The sequence below is a fragment of the Cupriavidus sp. GW821-FHT02F09 genome (assembly GCF_059421605.1).
Genome location: NZ_JBWKVH010000033.1, coordinates 45,210 through 66,344, shown reverse-complemented (window position 1 = coordinate 66,344; position 21,135 = coordinate 45,210). Strand labels below are relative to the sequence as shown.

Sequence of the window (21,135 nt, the reverse complement as noted above, 5' to 3'; positions counted from 1 at the left end):
TCGAGGTGCGCCGGCGTGCGCTGGGCCAGCAAGGACAGCGGGTAGCAAGGCGCCAGCGAGGGCGGCAACAAGCCGGTGCGCTGGCGGCTTTCGGCCCGTAGCCGCTTGAGCGCGGCCTCGAAGCCCGCCTGGGCGGCTGGCCAGTCGCCTTCCTGCAAGTGGGCAAAAGCACGCAGGGCGTCGCCATCGCCGCCGCTGGCGTTGCCCGTCGTGGCTAGCAAGGCCAGGGCCGCCGGGCGCTCGCCAGCGTACAGCCGGCCCTCGGCCAGCGCGGTGCGAATGGGGACCGGCAGCGCCTGCGGATCATCGGCGTGGCGGGCAAGTCCGTAATCCAGGTAGGGCTGCAAGCGGGGATCCCAGTCGAAATAGAGACAGTCCAGGATCGCCAGCAAGATGCGCCAGCGCCAGGGTGGCACCACCCGGTCCAGCAACGCGGCGTCGCCGCTGGCCAGCGCCGCTTCCACCAGCATTTCGGCGCGCTCGGCTCCCTGCCCCCAAGGCGCCAGCATTTCGCCGATCGCCGCCTCCGGGGCGCCTGAGAACAGCATCTCGCGCAGCCGCCTGGCGTGCATGCGGCCTGGTGATTCACGATGGGAGTCGGAGGGTCCAAACGGCGGCGGCAGGGTCACGGGTGGCAGTGGCGGCATACACAATGTGACGATTTTAGACCCCGGCGGGCCCGCGCCCGCGTTGGCACAGGGGGTCCCGGGGTTTACAATGTCTCTTTTGCATGGCTGGCGGCGCTCTGGGAGTGAACCATGTCGATGGCGGATCGCGACGGAAAAATCTGGATGGACGGCAAGATGATCGAATGGCGCGATGCCAAGGTCCATGTGCTGACCCATACCCTGCATTACGGCATGGGCGTGTTTGAAGGCGTACGCGCCTACAAGACGCCGGCCGGCACCGCGATCTTCCGCCTCAAGGAGCACACCCGCCGCCTGTTCAACTCGGCCAAGATCTTCCAGATGCAAATGCCGTTCGACGCGGCCACGCTGGAGGCCGCGCAACGCGAGGTGGTCAAGGCCAACCAGCTCGAGTCCTGCTACATCCGCCCGCTGGTCTGGATCGGCTCGGAAAAAATGGGCGTCTCGGCCAGGGGCAACACCATCCACGTGGCGATTGCCGCGTGGCCGTGGGGCGCCTACCTGGGCGAGGAAGGCCTGGAGCGCGGCATCCGCGTCAAGACGTCTTCCTTCACCCGCCACCATGTCAATGTATCGCTGGTGCGGGCCAAGGCCAGCGGCTATTACATCAACTCGATCCTCGCCAACCAGGAAGCCACCGGCATGGGCTACGACGAAGCCCTGCTGCTGGATACCGAAGGCTACGTCAGCGAAGGCTCGGGCGAAAACGTGTTCGTGGTGCGCGACGGTGTGATCTATACGCCTGACCTGGCCTCGTGCCTGGACGGCATCACCCGCGACGCCATCCTCACCATCGCCCGCGACCTGGGCATCGAGGTGCGCGAGAAACGCATCACGCGCGACGAGGTGTACTGCTCGGACGAAGCCTTCTTCACCGGCACCGCGGCCGAGGTCACGCCGATCCGCGAGCTCGACGACCGCGTGATCGGCGAAGGCCGCCGCGGCCCGGTGACGAGGCGCGTGCAGGACGCCTTCTTCTCCGCGGTCGGCGGCACCAATGAACAATACAGGCACTGGCTGACCGTGGTCTGACACCACCCCGGGACCCGAAAGCGCGCCAGGCAATCACGAACCGCTTAACCGTTTAACCAGTCATACTTCAGTCCATCCAACAGACTAAAGATTAAAAACGAAAGCCATCCCCGCAACACCATGACGCAAACCGCCTCCCTGATCGAAATCGGCGCGGAAGACCTTCCGCTGCACTGCCCCACCGGCAACACGCCGACCTGGAACTACCATCCGCGCGTCTTCCTCGACGTGACCGATACCGGCGAAGTGAAGTGCCCGTACTGCGGTACCGTCTACAAGCTCAAGCCCGGCACCGTGATCAAGGGTCACCACTGACACGGCCCACGCTTGACCGCACCACCCCGATGCTCCGGCCCGCCCTGCGGCGCGCTGGAGCGTCGGCGTGCGTGGCGCGCGCAGCTTGCGCCACGCCCACCCTTCCGGCAGCGCCCCATTCATGAAAAAAGCCCTCGTCATCGCCCCCAACTGGATCGGCGACGCCCTGATGGCGCAGCCGCTCTTCACCCTCATGAAAGCGCGCCATCCGCGCCTGCAGATCGACGCCCTCGCCCCTAAATGGGTGGCGCCGGTGCTGGCCCGCATGCCCGAGATCCACCAGGTCTTCCCCAGCGAGCTGGCGCACGGCAAGCTGCAGCTCTCGGCCCGCCTGATGTTCGCCCAGCAGCTCAAGAACGAAGGCTACGATGCAGCCTATGTGCTGCCGAATTCGCTCAAGTCCGCGCTGATCCCCTGGCTGGCCGCTATCCCGCTGCGCGTCGGCTATCGCGGCGAAGCCCGCTTCGGCCTGCTCAATATCCGCCACGGCAATCCGCCCCGCGACCAGCGCCCGCCCATGGTGGAGCACTACGCGCGGCTGGCGCTCAAGCCCGGCGCCCGCCTGCCGGAAAACCTGCCCGAGCCGCGCCTGCGGACCGATCCGGTGCGCATGGCCAAGACCGCCGAGCGATTCGGCATTGCGCCGCAGACGCGCCTGATCGCGTTCTGCCCGGGCGCGGAGTTCGGCCCGGCCAAGCGTTGGCCGGCCGCACATTTCGCCGAGCTGGCGCAGATGCTCAAGCGCTCGTTCCCGTATGCGCAAATGGTCACGCTGGGCTCGCCCAAGGACGCCGAGATCGCCGACGAGATCGTCAAGGCCGCGCCCTTCGTGCGCAACCTGTGCGGCCAGACCTCGCTGGACGATGCCGTCGACCTGCTAGCGATGTCGGAAGCCGCCGTGTGCAACGACTCCGGCCTGATGCACGTCACCGCGGCGCTGAACCGGCCACAGGTGGCGGTGTTCGGCTCCAGTGACCCGCGCCATACACCCCCGCTGTCGCAGGCTGCGAGTATCATGTGGCTGCAGCTCGAATGCAGTCCGTGCTTCAAGCGCGAGTGCCCGCTTGGCCACCTGCGCTGCCTGAAGGACATCGAGCCCGAAATGGTGTTTGTGGAGCTGCGCAAGCTCCTGCACCGGGCCTGAAGCGCTGACCCGCCGTTCGTGTTTATCCGGCCAACGAATCCCTGAGCCCAGTCCACCATGCCTCGTTTTGCCCGCCTGTTCGATTCCGCCGAAGACATCGTAGAAGCCTTTCGCGAGGCCATGAAGCTACGCGATGCCGACGGCGCGCTGCGCCTGTGGCTGGATGAGGACTCGGTTACCTGCGTGATGCCGGACGGCCAGCGCCTGATCGGCCATGAGCACCTGCGCCAGGCCTTTGCGCAGTTGCTGGACGTACAGCCAGTGCTGATCGACGTGATCGAGACCAGCAGCCATACCTCGATGGGCGTCGCCATCTTCGACGTGACCGAAGCCCTGCGCTTTGGCGACGACCGCGTCGAAGCCGACCTCTATGTGCACACCACCTATGTGCTGATGCAGAACCACGAGGGCTGGCGCCTGGCGCACATCCATTGCAGCCCGGCCAACGCCGCCCAGGTCGCGACCGTGAGCACGGCGCCAGGCCAGGCCCTCCACTAGGATTGGACGCGCGCGTGACGGGCCGGCCAGCCCGTCACGCCGCGCCGCTTGACCGCCTATCGCCTTGCAGGCATGAGCCAGCTTCCGCCTTCGCACCACCGGCCCGCGCCGGACGACCTCTGCGCCACCGACCCGTTCGGCGGCGGCCGCCGCATGCCCTGGTGGCTCGCCGGCGGCCACGCGCAAACTATCATTCCGGCGCGCTTCACGCAGCGCCCGCCGCGCGTGGCCTTCAAGCGCGAGCGCTGGACCGCCCCGGACGATGACTTCGTCGACCTGGACTGGACCACGCACCCGGTCACGCCCGATACCCCGCTGCTGGTGATGTTCCATGGCCTGGAGGGCGACTCCGGCAGCCACTACGCGCAGGCCATGATGCATGCGCTGGCGGCGCGCGGCTGGCAGGGCGTGATCCCGCACTTTCGTGGCTGCTCGGGCGAGCTGAACCTGGCGCCGCGCTTCTATCACTCGGGCGATGCCGAGGAACTCCACTGGATCCTGGAGCGGCTGCACCGGCAGTATTGCGGCCACGGGCGCAAGCTGCTGGTGGTGGGCATTTCGCTCGGCGGCAATGCCCTGCTGCGCTTGCTGGGCGAACAAGGCAGCGCCGCGGGGCATATCAGCGCGGCAGCATCGGTCTCGGCGCCGCTGGACCTGGCCGGTGGCGGCGCGGCGCTGTCGCAAGGCTTCAACATGCTGTACACGCGCATGTTCCTGCAAACCCTGAAACGCAAGTCGCTGGCCAAGCTGAGCCAATATCCCCGGCTGTTCGACCGCGAGGCCATGCTCGCCAGCCGTGACCTGTACGCCTTCGACAATATCGTGACGGCGCCGCTGCATGGCTTTCGCGATACCGATGACTACTGGGCGCGCGCGTCCAGCAAGCCGGTGCTCGGCGAAATCAAAGTGCCCACGCTGGTGCTCAACGCGCGCAACGATCCCTTCCTGCCGGCGCGCCACCTGCCGGGTCCCGCTGATGTCAGCCCGCAGGTCTGGCTGGAGCAGCCCGAGCACGGTGGTCACGTCGGTTTCATGACACCGCGCGAAGATGGGCTGCGCGCGCTGCCGGTGCTGCCCTTTGCTGGGCATATCGAGTGGCTGCCAGCGCGCATCCTGCGGTTTTTCGACGCCGTGGCTTAGCGCTGTGGATTGGCGCCGTGGAATTGTTTCGGGCCGCACCCGCGGCTCAGCGTCACCAGAACGAATGCGAGCAGGATGCCCGGACACGGGGGGTCCCGCAAGGAGGCACCGAAAATGGATGAGACAGTCAAGCAAGCCATGGCCCGCTGGCCCAACGTACCCAACTGCTACGGCTGGCTGGCGCTGGACCGGCGCGGGCAATGGCGCCTGCGCAACGAGTACGCCCAGCAACACGGCCTGTCCGGCGACCCGATCCGCCACGAGGCGCTGATCGCCTTTATCGAGCGCAACTACCAGCGCGACGAGCGCGGTGGCTGGTATTTCCAGAACGGCCCGCAGCGCGTGTTCGTGTCGCTGGCCTATGCGCCGTGGATCGTGCGGCTGCACCAGGGCAAGCTGCGCACCACCTCGCAGCGCGCCTTCACGCTGCACGGCTGCCATGCGGACGAGCACGGCAATGTAGTGCTGGTGGGCACGGTGGAGGGTGAAAGCGCTGGCGGCCCGCAAGCCGCGCTGCTGCACGACCACGACCTGGATGGCTTTAGCAGCGCCTGCACCTGGCACGGCGAGGCCTGCGGCGGCAATCTCGGCGTGTTTCATTTCAACGGCGCCGACGTGCAGATCGAGCCGATCGCCGAGGACGAAGTGCCGGCGCGCTACGCCTTTGTGCGCCAGCCGCAACCGCCTGCGGGAGAACAGGCGGCCTGAGCAGACGGCCTGAGCAGGCGGCCTGAGCCTGGGCGTCAGTTAGGCATGCCCTTGTTGTCCTGCTTTTCCTCGCGGTACTGGCGCTCCAGCTGGTGCAGCCGCGCATCGACTTCCGACAGCGTGTAGAAATCGCCGTCGCCCGCCTTGCGTGCGATCTGCAACTGCTCGATGGCGGCCTGGTAGGCACCATCCACGGCGTATTTCTCCGCCAGCGCCTGGTGCTGCTGCACGCGCCGGCCCTGCGCGGCATAGGCCCGCGCCAGCATGTCCCACCACTCGGAGCGGGCGATTTCCTCGCGCGTGCGCTCGCGCAGGAAGGTCACCGCCTGGTCCGTGCGGCCTGCGCCAAGCAAGGTCGCGGCATAGCTCAACGCCACCGCGTGCGACAACGGGAACGCTCTCATCGACGCCACCACCTGGTTCAGCGCGTCCTGCTGCCGGCCCTGGGCACGCGCCAGCTCGATCGCCATCACATCCAGCATGGGGCTGCCCGAGGTAGCGCCCGGGATCGTGCCGTACAAGCGGCGGGCTTCGGCCAGCGACTGCTCAGCCGCGGCATTGCGGCCCAGCCGCTGCTCGGCAAACGCGATGCCGTAGTGGAGCGCAGGCAGGCGCGCCGGCGAGGCCGACGCCAGTTGCGTCTGCAGCGCCGCGCGCGCGTTCTGCAGATCGCCAGGCGAGGTTTCCTGCAGGATGCGGGCGCGCATCCGCGCGAACTCATACTCCGGCGTGCTCGCCACGTGGCGCACCGCCACATGGCTCACGCGGTCCTGCATGTCGGCGATGCGCTCCGAGGTGAGCGGGTGGGTGCGCACGTACGACGGCACCGAGCTTTCCGAAATCCCCATCACGCGCTGCAGCCGCTTGAAGAAGTCGGGCATGCCCTGCGGGTCAAACCCGGCAGCGGTCATGATCTGGAAGCCGACCCGGTCGGCCTCGCGCTCGGCGCCGCGCGAGAAGGACAGCTGGTTGGACACCGCCGCCGCCTGCCCGCCCATGGCCAGCGCCGCAGCCGCGTCCCCGCTCTTGGTGGCGGCCAGCCCGGCCAGCACCATCGAGGCCAGCGCGATCCACATCGACTGGTCCTGCGTGGTGATGCCGCGCGCGATATGCCGCTGCATCACGTGGCCGATTTCGTGGCCCAGCACCGAGGCCAGCTCGGACTCGGTGTCGGACTGCACCAGCAGGCCGGTGTGCACGCCGATATACCCGCCGGGCAGCGCAAAGGCGTTGATGGTGCGGTCGCGCACCGCGAACAGCTCAAACCCCGTGGCAAAGGTGCCAGCGCCGGTGGAGCCGGAGATGTTCTGCCGGCGCGCCGCCTGCACCAGGCGATAGCCAAGCGCGTTCAGGTAATCGGCCAGCAGCGGATCGGACACGTAGTCCGGGTCGCGCCGGATGTCGCGCATGATGCGGTCGCCCAGGCGCCGCTCCATGTCGGGCGTGAGCGACGCGGTGGACGGATCGCCCAGGTCGGGCAGCTGCACGCCGGAGGTCTCCACCACGGTGTTGTTGCTGCGCAGGCCAAAATCGGACTTCTGCCCCGCCTTCACGCTGCGGTTCAGGTTGTCGTAGACCTGGTCGCTGCCGTCGCGGTTATCGCTCCCCGCTGCGGCGGCGGCCGCTGCGGTACGCGTGGAGTCGTTGAGCAACGGGCGCTGCTGGGGCCAGGCGGGCAGCGCGATGGTCAGCGCCACCAGCGCCGCCAGCGAACGGCGGGCAAGGCCCACGGGCGTCCTTGAAGGCATGAGGCGCGCCTGGCGGACAGGCGAGGAGAGCGCTCCGGCGAGCGTTTGGTTCGTGCGCATGTTGCTATGATAGCGGCCTCCGGAAGCCATTCCCATCGGGCGTCGCCCGGTCTTGCCACGCCCTGCCCCGGCATGCGCGGCAAACGCATCCGTCACGCATTCATTGCCCCGCATCCGCCAGGTCCACGCCATGAGCCAGCTCACCCATTTCGATTCCGCCGGACAAGCCCATATGGTCGACGTCGGCGCCAAGGCGCACAGCCACCGCGTGGCCGTCGCCACCGGCACCATCACCATGCTGCCCGCCACCTTTGCGCTGGTGCGCGACGGCACAGCCAAGAAGGGCGACGTGCTAGGCATTGCACGCGTGGCCGCCATCATGGCCACCAAGCGCACCGCTGACCTGATCCCGCTCTGCCACCCGATCTCGCTCACCAAGGTGGCGGTGGACTACGCCATGGACGAGGCCAGCGCCACCATCCGCTGCACCGTGCGCACCGAGACCCACGGCCAGACCGGCGTGGAAATGGAAGCGCTGACCGGCGTGCAGGTGGCGCTGCTGACCATCTACGACATGTGCAAGGCAGTGGACCGCGGCATGGTGATGGGCAACGTGAAGCTGCTGGAGAAGCATGGCGGGAAGTCGGGGGATTGGGTGGCGGGCACCTGAGCAGGCTGCCCGGCACCCGCCGCATGTGCCTGATCCGCATCCCCGGTGCGAGCCGCCTTTCTTACCAATCCTGACACAGTCCCGCGCCGGCGCCGCTTCCGCTGTAACAAGCGTAACGCCGCATTTCGCCAGAGGGCGGCGCGTCGCGGCTTGCGGCAAATTGGTATTCAATGCAGTTAGGGGGCGCAAACTGCGCTGCCAGCGGAACCACGTTTCGCGTCGATCCAAGGTGGGCAACATGAACGGGCGTAGGGTTGGCCAGCTTTTGCTGGTGTTGGCGGCGCTGGGCGCGAGCGGTACCGCGCTGGCGGGAAGAGGTGGCGGTGGAGGCTGGCACGGTGGTGGCGGATGGCACGGCGGCGGCGGCTGGCATGGCGGCTGGCACGGCGGCGTAGGCGTCTATATCGGCCCCGGGTTCGGCTACGGCTATGGCTGGGGCTACCCCTACCCGTACTACTACCCGCCCGGCTACGCCTATGGCCCCGCGGTCGTCGGGGTACCTGCATCGCCGCCGCAGTACATCGAGCAGGGCGAGGACGGCGCGATGGACATGGACAGCGGCGGTGTCGCGGCACCCGCGCCCCAGCAGCAGGCGTTTTGGTATCGCTGCGCCCGGCCGGATGGCTACTACCCGTACATCAAGGCTTGTCCCGGCGGCTGGCATAAGGTGCCGGCACAGCCACCCGCCTAGCGCCTGCTGCTTGCCTGATGCCTGACAGGCAAATGCCCGAAGCGCTCACGGCGCGGCGCGCCGACGCGCGCGGACCATAATCGATGACCGAAGTACCGAGGTGCCGAGATGAAAGTCCTTAACCACTTCAACCGCCCCAGCCTGCCAATCCTGCTGAGCCTTCCGCTCGCGGCGATGGTGCTGGCCGGGTGCGCGGTGATGCCCAGCGGCCCAAGCGTGATGGTGCTGCCGGGCACCGGCAAGAACTTCGACCAGTTCCGGGCCGACGACAACAACTGCCGCCAGTTCGCCTTTGGACAGGTGGGTGGCGTCACCGCCAACCAGGCGGCCGCCAATAGCGCGGTAGGCAGCGCCGTGGTGGGCACCGCGCTGGGCGCGGCGGCCGGCGCGGCCTTCAATGGCGGCACGGGCGCGGCGGTGGGCGCGGGTGTCGGCCTGCTTACCGGCGCGGCGGTAGGGGCAGGCAACGCCCAATATGCCGGCTATGGCAGCCAGCGCCAGTACGACGCTGCGTATGTGCAATGCATGTACGCAAGCGGCAACCGGGTGCCGGTCTACGGGCGCATGGCCTCGGCCCCGCGTCCGGCTGCTGCGCCAACGTATTACTATCCGCCTCCGCCGCCCCCGGGCTACGCCCCGCAATAAGCTGGCGCGGCGCAGCTTAGGAAGGCTCACCCCGGTTTGCGTTTAGCGCGCAGCTGCACCCAGTCGCAGAAATCCCGCGGCCGCGCCGCCGCGTCGACTTCGGCGCAGGCGCGGGCAAGTTCCGCGAACTGGTTAGCCTCATCCCCCGCAAAGTAAAAGCGCAGGCGCTCCAGCCACGCCCGGGCCTGCACCGGGTCGCCGGTCAGCGCCATCAGCCAGGCGGTGCGCGAGATCAGCGTCGGGGTCGGCAACAGGTGCACCGCGGCGATATGGGCGCCAAGCAACTGCGCGGCGTTCTCCGGCGTGATCCTGGCCTCCTCGATCGCGTCCGACGCGGCAGCCTGCCGGAACCAGAAGTTCGGCATCGGCAATGCGGCCCGGCGCTCGGCACGGGCGTACTCGCGCGCCTCCGCACGGCGGTAGTCCTGCCACATGGTCGTCAGGATGGCTGCCGCCACGCCGGCGAATGCCAGGCCCGCCAGCACGGCAAACCCGCGCGGCACGCGCAGGCGGCCGAACCCCGATGGCTCCAGCCAGCCCAGCATGAAGCAGAACGGCAACACAAAATACAAGTAGTGCAGCGGGTACTCCAGCATCGAATGCGCGCATAGCATCGCCAGCCAGGTCAGCACCAGCCCCGTCTGCGCGCGCTCGCGCGCATCCCCGCGCCACAAGCGCTGGCGCGCCACGCGCCATAGCCACGCCAGCAGGCTCAGGAACACGCCCGCCGCGCCGATCACGCCCATCTTGGCCAGCATATCCAGCACGGCATTGTGCGCATGCAGCGACATCTCGACTTTCACGCCCACCTGCGCGAGCTGCTGGAACTGCGCCCAGCCATACTCACCCCATCCCACCCCAAGCCATGGGTGGGCGCGGAACATCGCCCACGCGTGCGTCCACATCGCGGCGCGCCACGAGAGCTGATCGCCCCCCTGCATCTGCGCCACGGTATCGAAGAGGCGCCAGTCCATCGCCTGTCCAGCGCTCTTGATCGCCGGCTGCAAGACCAGCAGCAAAACCACCATGGCCACCGCGGCAAACGCCAGCCCGGCGGGACGCCGCATGGGGTTGCGCCCGGCGTGGCCGGCGCGCTGCATGCTGCCTGCGAACCCGCCCGGGTCGCCCGGACCGCCAAACGCCGCCCCGCCCCGCGCCATCCAGGCAGCCACCAGCGCATAAACCGCGGCCAGCCCCACATGCAACACACCCGTGCGCGAGCCGGACAGCACGATCCCGCTCACCAACAGCACCGCCGCCGCCAGCCAGGCCGGCACCCGCAACCACCCGCGCGCCGCCAGCCAGACAGCCGCCGCCAGCGCGATACCTTGCACCGTAGCCTGGTGGTTCGGCTGGTTCAGGTTGCCCCACAGACGGCGGTTATCGTCGTAAAAGTAAGTGGACACCATCCCCAGCGTGTCCGGCTCCAGGCCAAACACCTGCACCCATTGCGCCAGCGTGCCCAGCAACCCGGCCACCAGCCAGGCGATGGCCAGCACATCCACCATCGCCTGCCGCTCCACGGACGACGCGGCACGGCCCTGGCGCCAGGCAGCCCACATCACCGCGGCGCCCAGCGCCAGCGAGAGCTCAGTCAGCAACCGGCTGCCCGACACATCGGCCATGCCGGTCAGCGTTTGCGTGATGCCCGTGGCAATCAGCCAGAGGGGAAAGAGAATGATCCAGGGGAACTGGGCGGCAGCCGCCTGGTAGGCCGTGCCCCTGCCTTGCCGCTGCACCGAGGCGCCTAGCACGATGACGGCGAGCGCAAACAGCAATGCCGAAGTCCATTCGCCATAGAAGGTGGCGAGGGGGAGCGTGTGCCGGGAGACCAGCAGCGGTAGCGTGACCGCTACGGCGAGGAAGCTGAGAGGGATGGCTGACCGGGAGGGCAGCATGTGGGGTGCCTTGTTATGCCTTGTGGGCAGAAGGCGGATGATAGCTTGGGGAGTGGGAAAAAAAAAAGCGCCCGAAGGCGCTTTCGTGTAGGGCAGTGTTAAATTTAGACGCCAGTCTTAGACTTGCTGCAAACAGTCGCGCCCGTGTCAGTAGCAGGCCACGCGATTACGTTTGAGTTAGTGAGATCCGGAGTATAAGTGACTTCACAGCCAGCCAAGGCTGCCTTACCTGTCATCACAATTGCGCCAGTTCCCGCCGTGATAGACACGGTAGCGTTCGTAGGAGCCGGAAGTGCTGCGTAGCCAGTTGCAGCCGTCAGAAGTGCAAGAGTGTCGCACTTAGCCGCAATCACACCGCTGTTTGTTTGACTGCATTCAGCGATCGCCTGCTTCAGAGGCTGCACGTTTGTGTACACTTCCGTCCACTTGCTACGCGTCACGTAGTCTTGATATTGGGGAATAGCAATCGCCGCCAAGATACCGATAATAGCAACCACGATCATCAGTTCGATCAGCGTGAAGCCCTTCTGAGCTCGGCGGCCCAGTTTTTTCATTTGTTGAACCCGTTGTTGCATGATTGACCCCTCGAAGGAATTTTGGATACAAATCGAAACATCTTGTTTCATGTGATGCTGTACGTTCTTAGCACTTAGCGTGCCAGCGCCGCCAAGTCTTGATGTCTCGTCGGCGAGTGACAATTTTCGCCACTTCAGGCCCTTCCGGGTGTTGATCCCGCGCAAATTTTGTCACTAAGTATGACGCGGCGGGTCAGTAAGCCTACGTTTTGGCTTAAGTCAGTCTGAAACCGCACTGAAATCACCGCCGAATCCGCTAAGTGGCCTGCGCTACGGCCCAAAAACAAAACGGGCGGCTCCCGGGCCACCCGTCTGTCCGGCAGTGCCCCAACGAACGGGGCACCACCTCATCTACAAACCCGTCCCAGGACGGGTCACAGCCCATCAGGCCGTCTGTGGCGCTCGCCTGCTCAGCAGCTTGCCAACCACCACCACCAGCGCGGCGCCGATCACGCCGAACACCAGGTGAGCATGCGGCACGTGCATCTCGAACCACGCGGCGTCCACCGGGTCGCTGACCAGCATTTCACCGGCCAGGTAGCCCAGCAGCGCGGCGCCCAGCACGATGATGATGGGGAAGCGGTCCATGACCTTGAGCAAGATGGTGCTGCCGAACACGATCAGGGGGATCGACAGGCCCAGGCCCAGGATCAGCAGCATCAGCTGGCTGCCTTCCGGCCCCTTCTGCGCTGCGGCGGCCACGGCCACCACGTTGTCGAGCGACATCACCAGGTCGGCGATCAGGATGGTGCGGATCGCGGCCCAGATGTTGTCCTTGGCCGAGTGGCCTTCTTCGTCGTCATCGCCGGTGAGCAGTTGCACGCCGATGTAGACCAGCAGGATGGCGCCGACGATCTTCAGGTACGGCAGGCTCAGCAGCTTGACCGCGGCTACCGTGAGCACCACCCGCATGATGATGGCGGCGGCGCTGCCCCAGAAGATGGCCTTCTTCTGCTGGGCGGGCGGGAGGTTGCGGGAGGCCAGCGCGATCACCACGGCGTTGTCGCCGGATAGCACGATGTTGGTCAGGATGATGGATCCCAACGCAATCCAGAAAGCGGTGGAGGACAGCAGTTCCACGGTAAAGCTCCTCGAGTTTCTTAAATTATGATTCGAACGCCACATTGCATCACCAACAACTGTGCCGCATGCGGAATTTCGGATGTCTGAGTCTTCAGACATGAAGATTTACCGTATCAAGCTTTCGATTCGGTTTCAATCGGCATGTCGCGCACCTTGGGAGATACCCTAGGTAACGGTACTCCAGAATGACATGCCCCCGCACGGAGGCGGGGGCATGGAGAGCCGGTGTGCGGTCGCAGTCACGCGAGCGCTCCGGCTCCGGCAAGCTTTCCCGCCCGGAGGCGGGAGGCTGCAGATCGGTATTTACAGGATCGACTTGAGCAGGCGAGCCATTTCCGACGGGTTCTTGGTGACCTTGATACCGCAGGCTTCCATGATTTCCAGCTTGGCTTGCGCCGTGTCGGCACCGCCCGAGATCAGCGCGCCGGCGTGGCCCATGCGCTTGCCCGGAGGCGCGGTCACGCCAGCGATGAAGCCAACCACCGGCTTCTTCATGTTTTCCTTGATCCAGTAAGCCGCGTTGGCTTCGTCCGGACCACCGATTTCGCCGATCATGACCACGGCGTCCGTTTCGGGATCGTCGTTGAACATCTTCATGATGTCGATGTGCTTCAGGCCGTTGATGGGGTCGCCACCAATGCCGACTGCCGACGACTGGCCCATGCCCAGCGCGGTCAGCTGACCGACTGCTTCATAGGTCAGCGTGCCCGAGCGCGACACCACGCCGATGCGGCCCTTGCGGTGGATGTGGCCCGGCATGATGCCGATCTTGATCTCGTCAGGCGTGATCAGGCCCGGGCAGTTCGGTCCCAGCAACAGGGTCTTCTTGTTGCCCTTGGCCATCTTGTCCTTGAGCTCCATCATGTCGCGCACGGGGATGCCTTCGGTGATGCAGACCACCAGGTCCAGGTCAGCGTCAACGGCTTCCCAGATGGCGGCAGCGGCGCCTGCGGGCGGCACGTAGATCACGGACACGGTGGCGCCGGTCGATGCCTTGGCATCCTTGACGCTTGCGTAGATGGGAATGCCTTCGAAGTCTTCGCCCGCTTTCTTCGGGTTCACGCCGGCAACGAAGCAGTTCTTGCCGTTGGCATAGTCGCGGCAGCCACGGGTGTGGAACTGGCCGGTCTTGCCGGTGATGCCCTGGGTGATGACCTTGGTGTCTTTATTAATCAGAATCGACATGCTGTAATCCTTTGCTTGGCTCAAAGCAGCGCGCGAAGGCCTGGCCCCGGCGCGCTGCTGGCGTTCGTGTTCGCGTCTGGCTTACTTGCCCGCGGCAGCAGCCACGACCTTCTGGGCAGCTTCTTCCATGGTATCGGCGGCGATGATGGGCAGGCCCGAGTCGGCCAGCATCTTCTTGCCGATCTCTTCGTTGGTGCCCTTCATGCGCACGACCAGCGGCACGGACAGCGACACGGCCTTGGATGCAGCGATCACGCCTTCGGCGATCACGTCGCAACGCATGATGCCGCCGAAGATGTTGACCAGGATGGCCTTCAGGTTCGGGTTCTTCAGCATCAGCTTGAAGGCTTCGGTCACCTTCTCGGTGGTGGCACCGCCGCCCACGTCCAGGAAGTTGGCCGGCTCGCCGCCGAACAGCTTGATGGTGTCCATGGTGGCCATGGCCAGGCCAGCGCCGTTCACCAGGCAGCCGATGTTGCCGTCCAGCGAGATGTAGGCCAGGTCGAACTTCGAGGCTTCGATTTCAGCCGGATCTTCTTCGTCCAGGTCGCGGTAAGCGACGATTTCCGGGTGGCGGAACAGGGCGTTGGAGTCGAAGTTGAACTTGGCGTCGAGCGCGATCACCTTGCCGTCGCCGGTCAGGATCAGCGGGTTGATTTCAGCCAGCGAGGCGTCGGTGTCCCAGAATGCCTTGTACAGGCCTTGCAGGGCTTGGCGGGCTTGCGCCACGCTTGCGTCGGGCACGCCGATCTTGCGGGCGATGTCGTCAGCGTCCGCGTCGAGCAGGCCGGCCGACGGATCGATGATCAGCGTGTGGATCTTTTCCGGGCTGTGGGCAGCGACTTCTTCGATGTCCATGCCGCCTTCGCTGGAGGCCATCAGGGCGACCTTTTGCGAAACGCGGTCAACCACCAGGCTGACGTACAGTTCCTTCTTGATGTCAGCGCCTTCTTCGATCAGCAGGCGGTTGACCTTCTTGCCTTCCGGGCCGGTCTGGTGCGTGACCAGGGTCATGCCGAGGATGTTGGTGGCGTAGGTCTTGACCTCGTCGATGCTCTTGGCCACCTTCACGCCGCCGCCCTTGCCGCGGCCGCCCGCGTGGATCTGCGCCTTGACGACCCATACCGGGCCGCCCAGTTGTTCAGCAGCCTTCAGGGCCTCTTCGACCGAGAACGCGGGGATGCCGCGCGGAACCGGCACATTGTATTTGCGCAGGATTTCCTTGCCTTGGTACTCATGGATATTCATGCGTGTTTCCTTTCGGGTAGGCGTAAAAGTGTGGAGATGGAATCTCGGCGGACTGCAGGCCGGCCTGGCTTAGCCAGAAGTGCCGGTTGACCTGCGCGACATGGCGCCGCCGGCGGGGGCGGCGAGCGCCTCCGCTGGCTGCGCCGCCGGGGTCGGTGACCCTTCGGTCTTGATCCTCGGTTTTGGCTGGTGACCATACCAGCGGGGGTAAAACTGGCGTACGACCTCGCCTTCGAAATGCAGGGCATGGCAGCCGTGCAACTGGTAAGGCGGTTCGGTACTGGTGTCTTCGGCACCGCCGTCGCGAATGTTGAACACATCGCCGGCGAATGCCTGGATCGCGGTGGTCGGCAACACGCCGGCCAGCTCGGTCAAATGCGTGCATCCGGCCACGCCCGACAGGCGCTCTTTCACCGACTTGCGGAAACCCTTCATCAGGTTCAGGCCGATCAGCTTGCGGTAGGCCGGGCCGATGGTGTCGCACTGGCCGGGATAAGGCACCCAGTCGGAACAGGCATCGGCGTCCACGACGTTCATGCGCAGGTCAATGGTGACGCGCAGCCACAAATCGTGCAGCGGCTCACCCACCGGGCGCACACCGCCGCCGGCCAGCGGAATCTCGCGCGGCTTGGTGTCAGTCAGGCGCGCTTCGATGTCCCATAGGCCGTCGTCCCTAAGATAAGCCTCCGCCGTGATGGCACGACGGTGACGCAGGGCGCGATTGACGGGCGGGGAAAGCGGCATAACACCAGGCAGGAGCGGGAGAAATGGACGGCTGGGCCGGAAAACCGCAGGATTTTAACATGCCGGACAACGTTGGCCGGGAACAAACTGCGCGCGGCGCTGTTGCCGGGGATTGTCGAGCGACGGGCAAGCCCCGCGCATGCGGAAAAATCACGGCATTGCGGCGGAAACGGCCTAAGGCACAAGGCATGGGCAAGGCGTGAGCAAGGCGCGAAGATTCGGAATACGCCTACTCGCAAAGCAGGTATGCGCCCGAAACCGGTGCAGGACATGGCAGTAACATCACCGCGACATCACTGCGACATCACTTGAACTTGAGGCTGCCACGTCGGCGGACGTCAATCACTGCCATCCAGCCACTCATCCGCCCCTTTTATCACCTGGCTCACCACCGAGCGGGAAAAGCCGCGGGCGACCATAAAGCGGATCTGCTTGGCCTTGTCTTCCGGCGTGGCGGGCGGCGTGCCGAAGCGCTTTTGCCAGACCGCGCGGCCGCGCTCCAGCTCCGACCCGCGCAGGCGATCCTGCAGGTCGGCGAGCTGATCGCCGCCGAGCTGATGGGTGCGGGCTTCCTGCATCACGCGGGCGGCGCCATAGCGGGCCGCGCGCCGGTGCACCAGGCTGTCGACAAAGCGCGCGTTGGATAGCCAGTTCTCGCGCTCCAGCGCATCCAGCAATTGCTCGAGTGCCTCGGGAGACTCGGCATGCGGGGCCAGCTTGCGCGCCAGCTCCGCCCGGCTGTGCTCGCGCCGCGACAGGTAGCCGACGGCGCGGGCTTTCAGGGAGAGAGGAGGACGGGTAGCCATGGGGAAGGCGCGCTTGAACACCGCGCATTATCAATGCGTACTATCAATGCGCTTTATCAATGCGTTATATGGATGCGCTTTGAAAATGCAAACCGGGGCGGCGCGCGTCGCTGCGCGTGCCGCCCCGGGATGGGGATCGCGGCCGGGAATGCCCCGGCCAGCGAAGCTCAGTCTTCGGCGGTGGCCACGGCGCCGGCGGTGGCCGGCGTGCCGTTCATCAGGACCACGCCCAGCGACTCGCGCACCTTGTTCTCGATCTCGTCGGCGATGTCCGGATTTTCGCGCAGGTATTCACGCGCGTTGTCCTTGCCCTGGCCGATCTTCTCGCCCTTGTAGCTGTACCACGCGCCCGACTTCTCGACGACCTTGGCGTCCACGCCGAGGTCGATGATTTCGCCCTGGCGCGAGATGCCCTGGCCGTAGAGGATGTCGAAGAAGGCTTCGCGGAACGGCGGCGATACCTTGTTCTTGACCACCTTGACCTTGGTTTCGTTGCCGATCACCTCATCGCCCTTCTTGATCGAGCCGATGCGGCGGATGTCCAGGCGCACCGAGGCGTAGAACTTCAGCGCATTGCCGCCGGTGGTGGTTTCGGGCGAGCCGAACATCACGCCGATCTTCATGCGGATCTGGTTGATGAAGATCACCAGGCAGTTGGTGCGCTTGATGGTGCCGGTCAGCTTGCGCAGTGCCTGGCTCATCAGGCGGGCCTGCAGGCCCGGCAGCGAATCGCCCATCTCGCCTTCGATTTCGGCCTTGGGCACCAGGGCCGCCACCGAGTCGATCACGATCAGGTCGACCGAGCCCGAGCGCACCAGCGCGTCGGTGATTTCCAGTGCCTGCTCGCCGGTGTCGGGCTGGGAGATCAGCAGGTCGCCGACAGACACGCCGAGCTTGCCGGCATAGTTGACGTCGAGCGCGTGCTCGGCATCGATAAAGGCGCAGGTGCCGCCCAGTTTTTGCATCTCGGCCACGACCTGCAGCGTCAGCGTGGTCTTGCCCGAGGATTCCGGACCGTAGATTTCCACCACGCGGCCGCGCGGCAGCCCGCCGACGCCCAGCGCGATGTCCAGGCCCAGCGAGCCGGTGGACACGACCTGGATATCCTGGTCGATGTCGGCTTCGCCCAGTTTCATGATCGAGCCCTTGCCGAACTGCTTCTCGATCTGGGCCAGCGCGGCCGCCAGCGCCTTCTGCTTTTCGGCGCTTACGCCAGCACCCGCCTTCTTGCCGTCATCCATGGTCGTCCTTCCGTCAATGGTGTATAAATAGGCCGCATGTGGCGCGCTGCCTGCTTTTGCGGGTAACCGCCCGACCCGCGCCGCGCTGCGAACTCCTGATGACAATGAACCTGACAGCAGGGGCAAACATTGGGCAAACGCCGGTAATACGTTCGTTACTAAATTCAGTACGATCCGGCCCGCTCACTGCGCGACCGGATCAAGCGAGTACTGTATAAAAAAACAGTATGCTTGGCAAGTCCCGCACGCGTCATTTGATGTAAAGCGACGACTAAGCCGGGCCAGGGTGGAGACAACCATGCGTATTCTGATCGCCGAAGATGACGATGTGCTGGCAGACGGCCTGACGCGCTCATTACGTCACTCCGGCTATGCCGTCGACCATGTCGCCAGTGGGGTTGAAGCCGACTCGGCGCTCTCGACCCAGACCTTCGACCTCCTGATCCTCGATCTCGGCCTGCCCCGCATGCCCGGGCTGGAAGTGCTCAAGCGCCTGCGCACGCGCGGCGCCATGCTGCCGGTACTGATCCTGACCGCGGCCGACGGCGTCGATGAGCGCGTCAAGGGCCTGGACCTGGGCGCCGATGACTACATGGCCAAGCCCTTCGCCCTGTCCGAGCTGGAAGCCCGCGTGCGCGCGCTGGTGCGGCGCGGCGCCGGCGGCGGCGCCACGCTCACGCACCACGGCCCGCTGGCCTTCGACCAGGTTGGCCGCATCGCTTACCTGAACGAGCAGATGCTGGATCTCTCCGCGCGCGAAGTCGGGCTGTTGGAGATCCTGCTCACCCGCACCGGGCGGCTGGTATCGAAGGAGCAGTTGGTCGACCACCTGTGCGAATGGGGCGAAGAGGTCAGCAACAATGCCATCGAAGTCTACGTGCACCGGCTGCGCAAGAAGATCGAGGTGGGCGGGATCCGCATTGCCACGGTACGCGGGCTGGGCTACTGCCTGGAGAAATTCCAGGCAGCCGTGGCGCACGACTAGAAAGCGCCATTAAAATCAAAATCAGGATCGGCATCAGCGCCGTTTCCCTTTGACGGCATGCCGGCGACACCGCCAAGACCTGCCCGACCACCTCCTCCCCATGAGCCTGCTGCGACTGCCCCGGCGGCGCGCGCGGGCCGCACGGCCCGCGCGCACGCCCTCCCCGCCCGATCAGATCGTCAGCGACGAAACGCTGGCCGACGCCCTGCCGCACCTTGAAGACAGCGCGGGCCATCCGTCGCCGCGTTCGCTGTTCGGTGAAATCCTGGACTGGATGCTGGCACCGCTGCTGCTGCTGTGGCCGATGAGCATTGCCGTGACCTACCTGGTGGCAAAGTCCATTGCCAACGGGCCCTTCGACCGCTCGCTGGAGGCCAGCGCCATCGTGCTGTCGCAGCAGGTGCGCGAGGTCAACGGGCGCGTCACGCTGCAGTTGCCACTGTCCGCGCGCGAAATCCTGCGCGCCGATGAAACCGACAACATCTACTACCAGGTGGTGGGCACGCACGGCGAGTTCGTCGCCGGGGACAACGACATGCCGCTGCCCGGCGAGGACGATCGCGGCCACGCCGGGCTGGTCTCGCTGCGCGACGACCGCATCGCGGGCAACGACGTGCGCGTGGCCTACACCTACGTCGACCTGAAGCAGGCGGGCGACGCGCAGCCGGTGCTGGTGCAGGTTGGCGAGACGCTCGACAAGCGCGCGCGGCTGGCCAATGAAATCATCAAGGGCGTGATCCTGCCGCAGTTCGTGATCCTGCCGCTGGCGGTGGTGCTGGTGTGGTTCGGCCTCACGCGCGGGCTGGCCCCGCTGACTTCGATCCAGCAGCGCATCCGCGCACGCAACCCCGGCGACACCAGCCCCATCGACGAGCGCGCCGCGCCGCAGGAAATCACGCCGCTGGTGGCCTCGTTCAACGACCTGCTGGCGCGGCTCGACGTTTCCGTGCAGACGCAGAAGCGCTTTATCGCCGATGCCGCCCACCAGATGAAGACGCCGCTGGCCGGGCTGCGCATGCAGGCGGAACTGGCGCAGCGCGAGCAATCGCCCGAGGAGCTGCGCAAGTCGCTGGCGCAGATCGCCGGCAGCTCGGAGCGCGCGGCCCACCTGGTGACGCAGTTGCTGTCGCTGGCGCGCATGGAGAACCTGGCCGGCGCCGGCAGCATGGCGCCGCTGGACCTGGCCGCGCTCGCGCGCGAGGTGGTCAAGGACTGGCTGCCGCAGGCGTGGGCGCGCCGCATCGACCTCGGTGTGGATGCCGACGACCACCCGGTGATGGTGCAAGGCAATCGCCTGATGCTTACCGAGATGCTCAACAACCTGATCGACAACGCCATCCGCTACACGCCGGCCGATGGCCGCGCTACCGTGCGCGTCAGCGCGGATGCGTTCGAGCCCTTCGCGTACCTCGAAGTGGAAGACACTGGCCCCGGCATCCCGGTGGCCGAACGCGAGCGCGTGATGGAACGGTTCTACCGCGTGCTCGGCACCAAGACCCAGGGCAGCGGCCTGGGCCTGGCCATCGTGCGCGAGATCGTGCAGCAGCATGGCGGCGATGTCAGCATCCTCGACCACGTCTACCAGACGGAGCCGCGCCTGGCCGGCGCGTGCTTTCGCATCACGCTGCGCCGGCCATCCCCCCTGGAGCCTGCATGACCAACCCCGACCACGCGCGCGGCGGGCGCGACCAGGCCGATCAGTCCGAGCGCCGCGCGTGGCATCGCAACCTGCGCTGGATTGCCGCGTTGCTGTCGATCTGGTTCGTCGTCACCTTCGTGGTCGCCTGGTATGCCCGCGAGCTGCGCTTCAATTTCTTCGGCTGGCCCTTCTCGTTCTGGGTTGGTGCGCAGGGTGCGCTGATCGTCTACGTCCTGATGGCGGCAATCTATGCCTGGCGCATGAACCGCGATGAGAGCGATGACACCGGCGGGCTGCCCGTGCCTGCCCGCCAACATGACGATGCTGCATAGCAAGAAGCCCGGCCCTGCCGCTCGAAGCTGATTTTCGCAAGCCCTTCAGAGACCCTTCGCACCGCAGCGCAGCACCACCAAGCCAGCTTTTTGCCTAGCGTATACCCCGAGCGTTTAGTGGCGAATTCGGCCGAAATTGTCAGAACGCAGTAAGTTTCGCC

General features: G+C 66.0%; 21 protein-coding genes. 12 read left to right on the top strand and 9 right to left on the bottom strand.

Annotated features, from left to right (window positions below; translation table 11 throughout):
* Positions 1-758: 758 nt before the first annotated feature.
* The 6 genes from AC07XB_RS28255 (at position 759) to AC07XB_RS28230 (ending at position 5,484) form a co-directional block, all read left to right on the top strand.
* Positions 759-1,679: a branched-chain amino acid transaminase gene (locus AC07XB_RS28255; RefSeq protein ID WP_492830786.1), complete on the top strand. Its 921-nt coding sequence runs from the start codon at positions 759-761 to the stop codon at positions 1,677-1,679.
* 120 nt (positions 1,680-1,799) lie between these two features.
* Positions 1,800-1,994 (top strand): zinc-finger domain-containing protein, encoded by a 195-nt coding sequence (locus tag AC07XB_RS28250; RefSeq protein WP_006158072.1) that lies wholly within the window; start codon positions 1,800-1,802, stop codon positions 1,992-1,994.
* A 121-nt stretch (positions 1,995-2,115) separates the two neighbouring features.
* The gene (gene waaF / locus AC07XB_RS28245) at positions 2,116-3,138 is read left to right on the top strand and encodes a lipopolysaccharide heptosyltransferase II (protein ID WP_183034520.1); all 1,023 of its coding nucleotides are present in this window, start codon (positions 2,116-2,118) and stop codon (positions 3,136-3,138) included.
* Positions 3,139-3,195: 57 nt separating this feature from the next.
* Positions 3,196-3,636 (top strand): YybH family protein, encoded by a 441-nt coding sequence (locus AC07XB_RS28240; RefSeq protein WP_150991864.1) that lies wholly within the window; start codon positions 3,196-3,198, stop codon positions 3,634-3,636.
* 72 nt (positions 3,637-3,708) lie between these two features.
* Positions 3,709-4,776, top strand: a complete 1,068-nt coding sequence (locus AC07XB_RS28235) for a YheT family hydrolase (RefSeq protein WP_492830785.1) — start codon at positions 3,709-3,711, stop codon at positions 4,774-4,776.
* Positions 4,777-4,890: 114 nt separating this feature from the next.
* Complete coding sequence (locus tag AC07XB_RS28230; RefSeq protein WP_492814224.1) at positions 4,891-5,484, top strand: DUF2946 family protein; 594 nt, start codon at positions 4,891-4,893, stop codon at positions 5,482-5,484.
* A 35-nt stretch (positions 5,485-5,519) separates the two neighbouring features.
* Here AC07XB_RS28230 and AC07XB_RS28225 read toward each other — a convergent pair whose 3' ends face one another.
* Positions 5,520-7,232 (bottom strand): M48 family metallopeptidase, encoded by a 1,713-nt coding sequence (locus AC07XB_RS28225; protein WP_492830784.1) that lies wholly within the window; start codon positions 7,230-7,232, stop codon positions 5,520-5,522.
* Between the two features lie 190 nt (positions 7,233-7,422).
* On the opposite strand from AC07XB_RS28225, the gene moaC reads away from it, so the two are divergent.
* The 3 genes from moaC (at position 7,423) to AC07XB_RS28210 (ending at position 9,238) form a co-directional block, all read left to right on the top strand.
* The gene (gene moaC / locus AC07XB_RS28220) at positions 7,423-7,902 is read left to right on the top strand and encodes a cyclic pyranopterin monophosphate synthase MoaC (RefSeq protein ID WP_492830783.1); all 480 of its coding nucleotides are present in this window, start codon (positions 7,423-7,425) and stop codon (positions 7,900-7,902) included.
* Between the two features lie 238 nt (positions 7,903-8,140).
* Complete coding sequence (locus AC07XB_RS28215; RefSeq protein WP_492830782.1) at positions 8,141-8,593, top strand: hypothetical protein; 453 nt, start codon at positions 8,141-8,143, stop codon at positions 8,591-8,593.
* 174 nt (positions 8,594-8,767) lie between these two features.
* A complete protein-coding gene (locus AC07XB_RS28210) occupies positions 8,768-9,238 on the top strand; it encodes a hypothetical protein (RefSeq protein ID WP_492814257.1) in 471 nt (156 codons plus the stop codon).
* A 26-nt stretch (positions 9,239-9,264) separates the two neighbouring features.
* On the opposite strand, the gene AC07XB_RS28205 is transcribed toward AC07XB_RS28210, so the two are convergent.
* The 8 genes from AC07XB_RS28205 to recA all read right to left on the bottom strand — a co-directional run bounded on the left by AC07XB_RS28205 (position 9,265) and on the right by recA (position 18,018).
* A complete protein-coding gene (locus AC07XB_RS28205; protein ID WP_492830781.1) occupies positions 9,265-11,136 on the bottom strand; it encodes a Wzy polymerase domain-containing protein in 1,872 nt (623 codons plus the stop codon).
* A gap of 104 nt (positions 11,137-11,240) precedes the next feature.
* Positions 11,241-11,690 carry a pilin gene (locus AC07XB_RS28200; RefSeq protein WP_492830790.1) on the bottom strand — a complete coding sequence of 150 codons (450 nt, stop codon included), beginning with the start codon at positions 11,688-11,690 and terminating at the stop codon, positions 11,241-11,243.
* 405 nt (positions 11,691-12,095) lie between these two features.
* On the bottom strand, positions 12,096-12,791 hold the full coding sequence (locus AC07XB_RS28195) for a TerC family protein (RefSeq protein WP_006158059.1): 696 nt from the start codon (positions 12,789-12,791) through the stop codon (positions 12,096-12,098).
* 306 nt (positions 12,792-13,097) lie between these two features.
* The gene (sucD, locus tag AC07XB_RS28190) at positions 13,098-13,979 is read right to left on the bottom strand and encodes a succinate--CoA ligase subunit alpha (protein WP_043343904.1); all 882 of its coding nucleotides are present in this window, start codon (positions 13,977-13,979) and stop codon (positions 13,098-13,100) included.
* 81 nt (positions 13,980-14,060) lie between these two features.
* Positions 14,061-15,227 (bottom strand): ADP-forming succinate--CoA ligase subunit beta, encoded by a 1,167-nt coding sequence (gene sucC / locus AC07XB_RS28185; protein ID WP_043343899.1) that lies wholly within the window; start codon positions 15,225-15,227, stop codon positions 14,061-14,063.
* Between the two features lie 69 nt (positions 15,228-15,296).
* The gene (locus AC07XB_RS28180; RefSeq protein ID WP_492830780.1) at positions 15,297-15,971 is read right to left on the bottom strand and encodes a DUF2889 domain-containing protein; all 675 of its coding nucleotides are present in this window, start codon (positions 15,969-15,971) and stop codon (positions 15,297-15,299) included.
* Positions 15,972-16,309: 338 nt separating this feature from the next.
* A complete protein-coding gene (gene recX / locus AC07XB_RS28175) occupies positions 16,310-16,777 on the bottom strand; it encodes a recombination regulator RecX (protein WP_183034509.1) in 468 nt (155 codons plus the stop codon).
* Between the two features lie 167 nt (positions 16,778-16,944).
* Positions 16,945-18,018: a recombinase RecA gene (recA, locus tag AC07XB_RS28170; protein WP_150991883.1), complete on the bottom strand. Its 1,074-nt coding sequence runs from the start codon at positions 18,016-18,018 to the stop codon at positions 16,945-16,947.
* Between the two features lie 298 nt (positions 18,019-18,316).
* On the opposite strand from recA, the gene AC07XB_RS28165 reads away from it, so the two are divergent.
* The 3 genes from AC07XB_RS28165 to AC07XB_RS28155 all read left to right on the top strand — a co-directional run bounded on the left by AC07XB_RS28165 (position 18,317) and on the right by AC07XB_RS28155 (position 20,974).
* Positions 18,317-19,003, top strand: coding sequence for a response regulator (locus AC07XB_RS28165; RefSeq protein WP_006158053.1), 687 nt, complete (start codon positions 18,317-18,319; stop codon positions 19,001-19,003).
* Positions 19,004-19,103: 100 nt separating this feature from the next.
* Positions 19,104-20,660 (top strand): sensor histidine kinase, encoded by a 1,557-nt coding sequence (locus AC07XB_RS28160; protein ID WP_492830779.1) that lies wholly within the window; start codon positions 19,104-19,106, stop codon positions 20,658-20,660.
* On the top strand, positions 20,657-20,974 hold the full coding sequence (locus tag AC07XB_RS28155) for a DUF4212 domain-containing protein (RefSeq protein WP_492830778.1): 318 nt from the start codon (positions 20,657-20,659) through the stop codon (positions 20,972-20,974). Before AC07XB_RS28160 ends, AC07XB_RS28155 begins: the two co-directional genes overlap by 4 nt.
* Positions 20,975-21,135 lie beyond the last annotated feature (161 nt).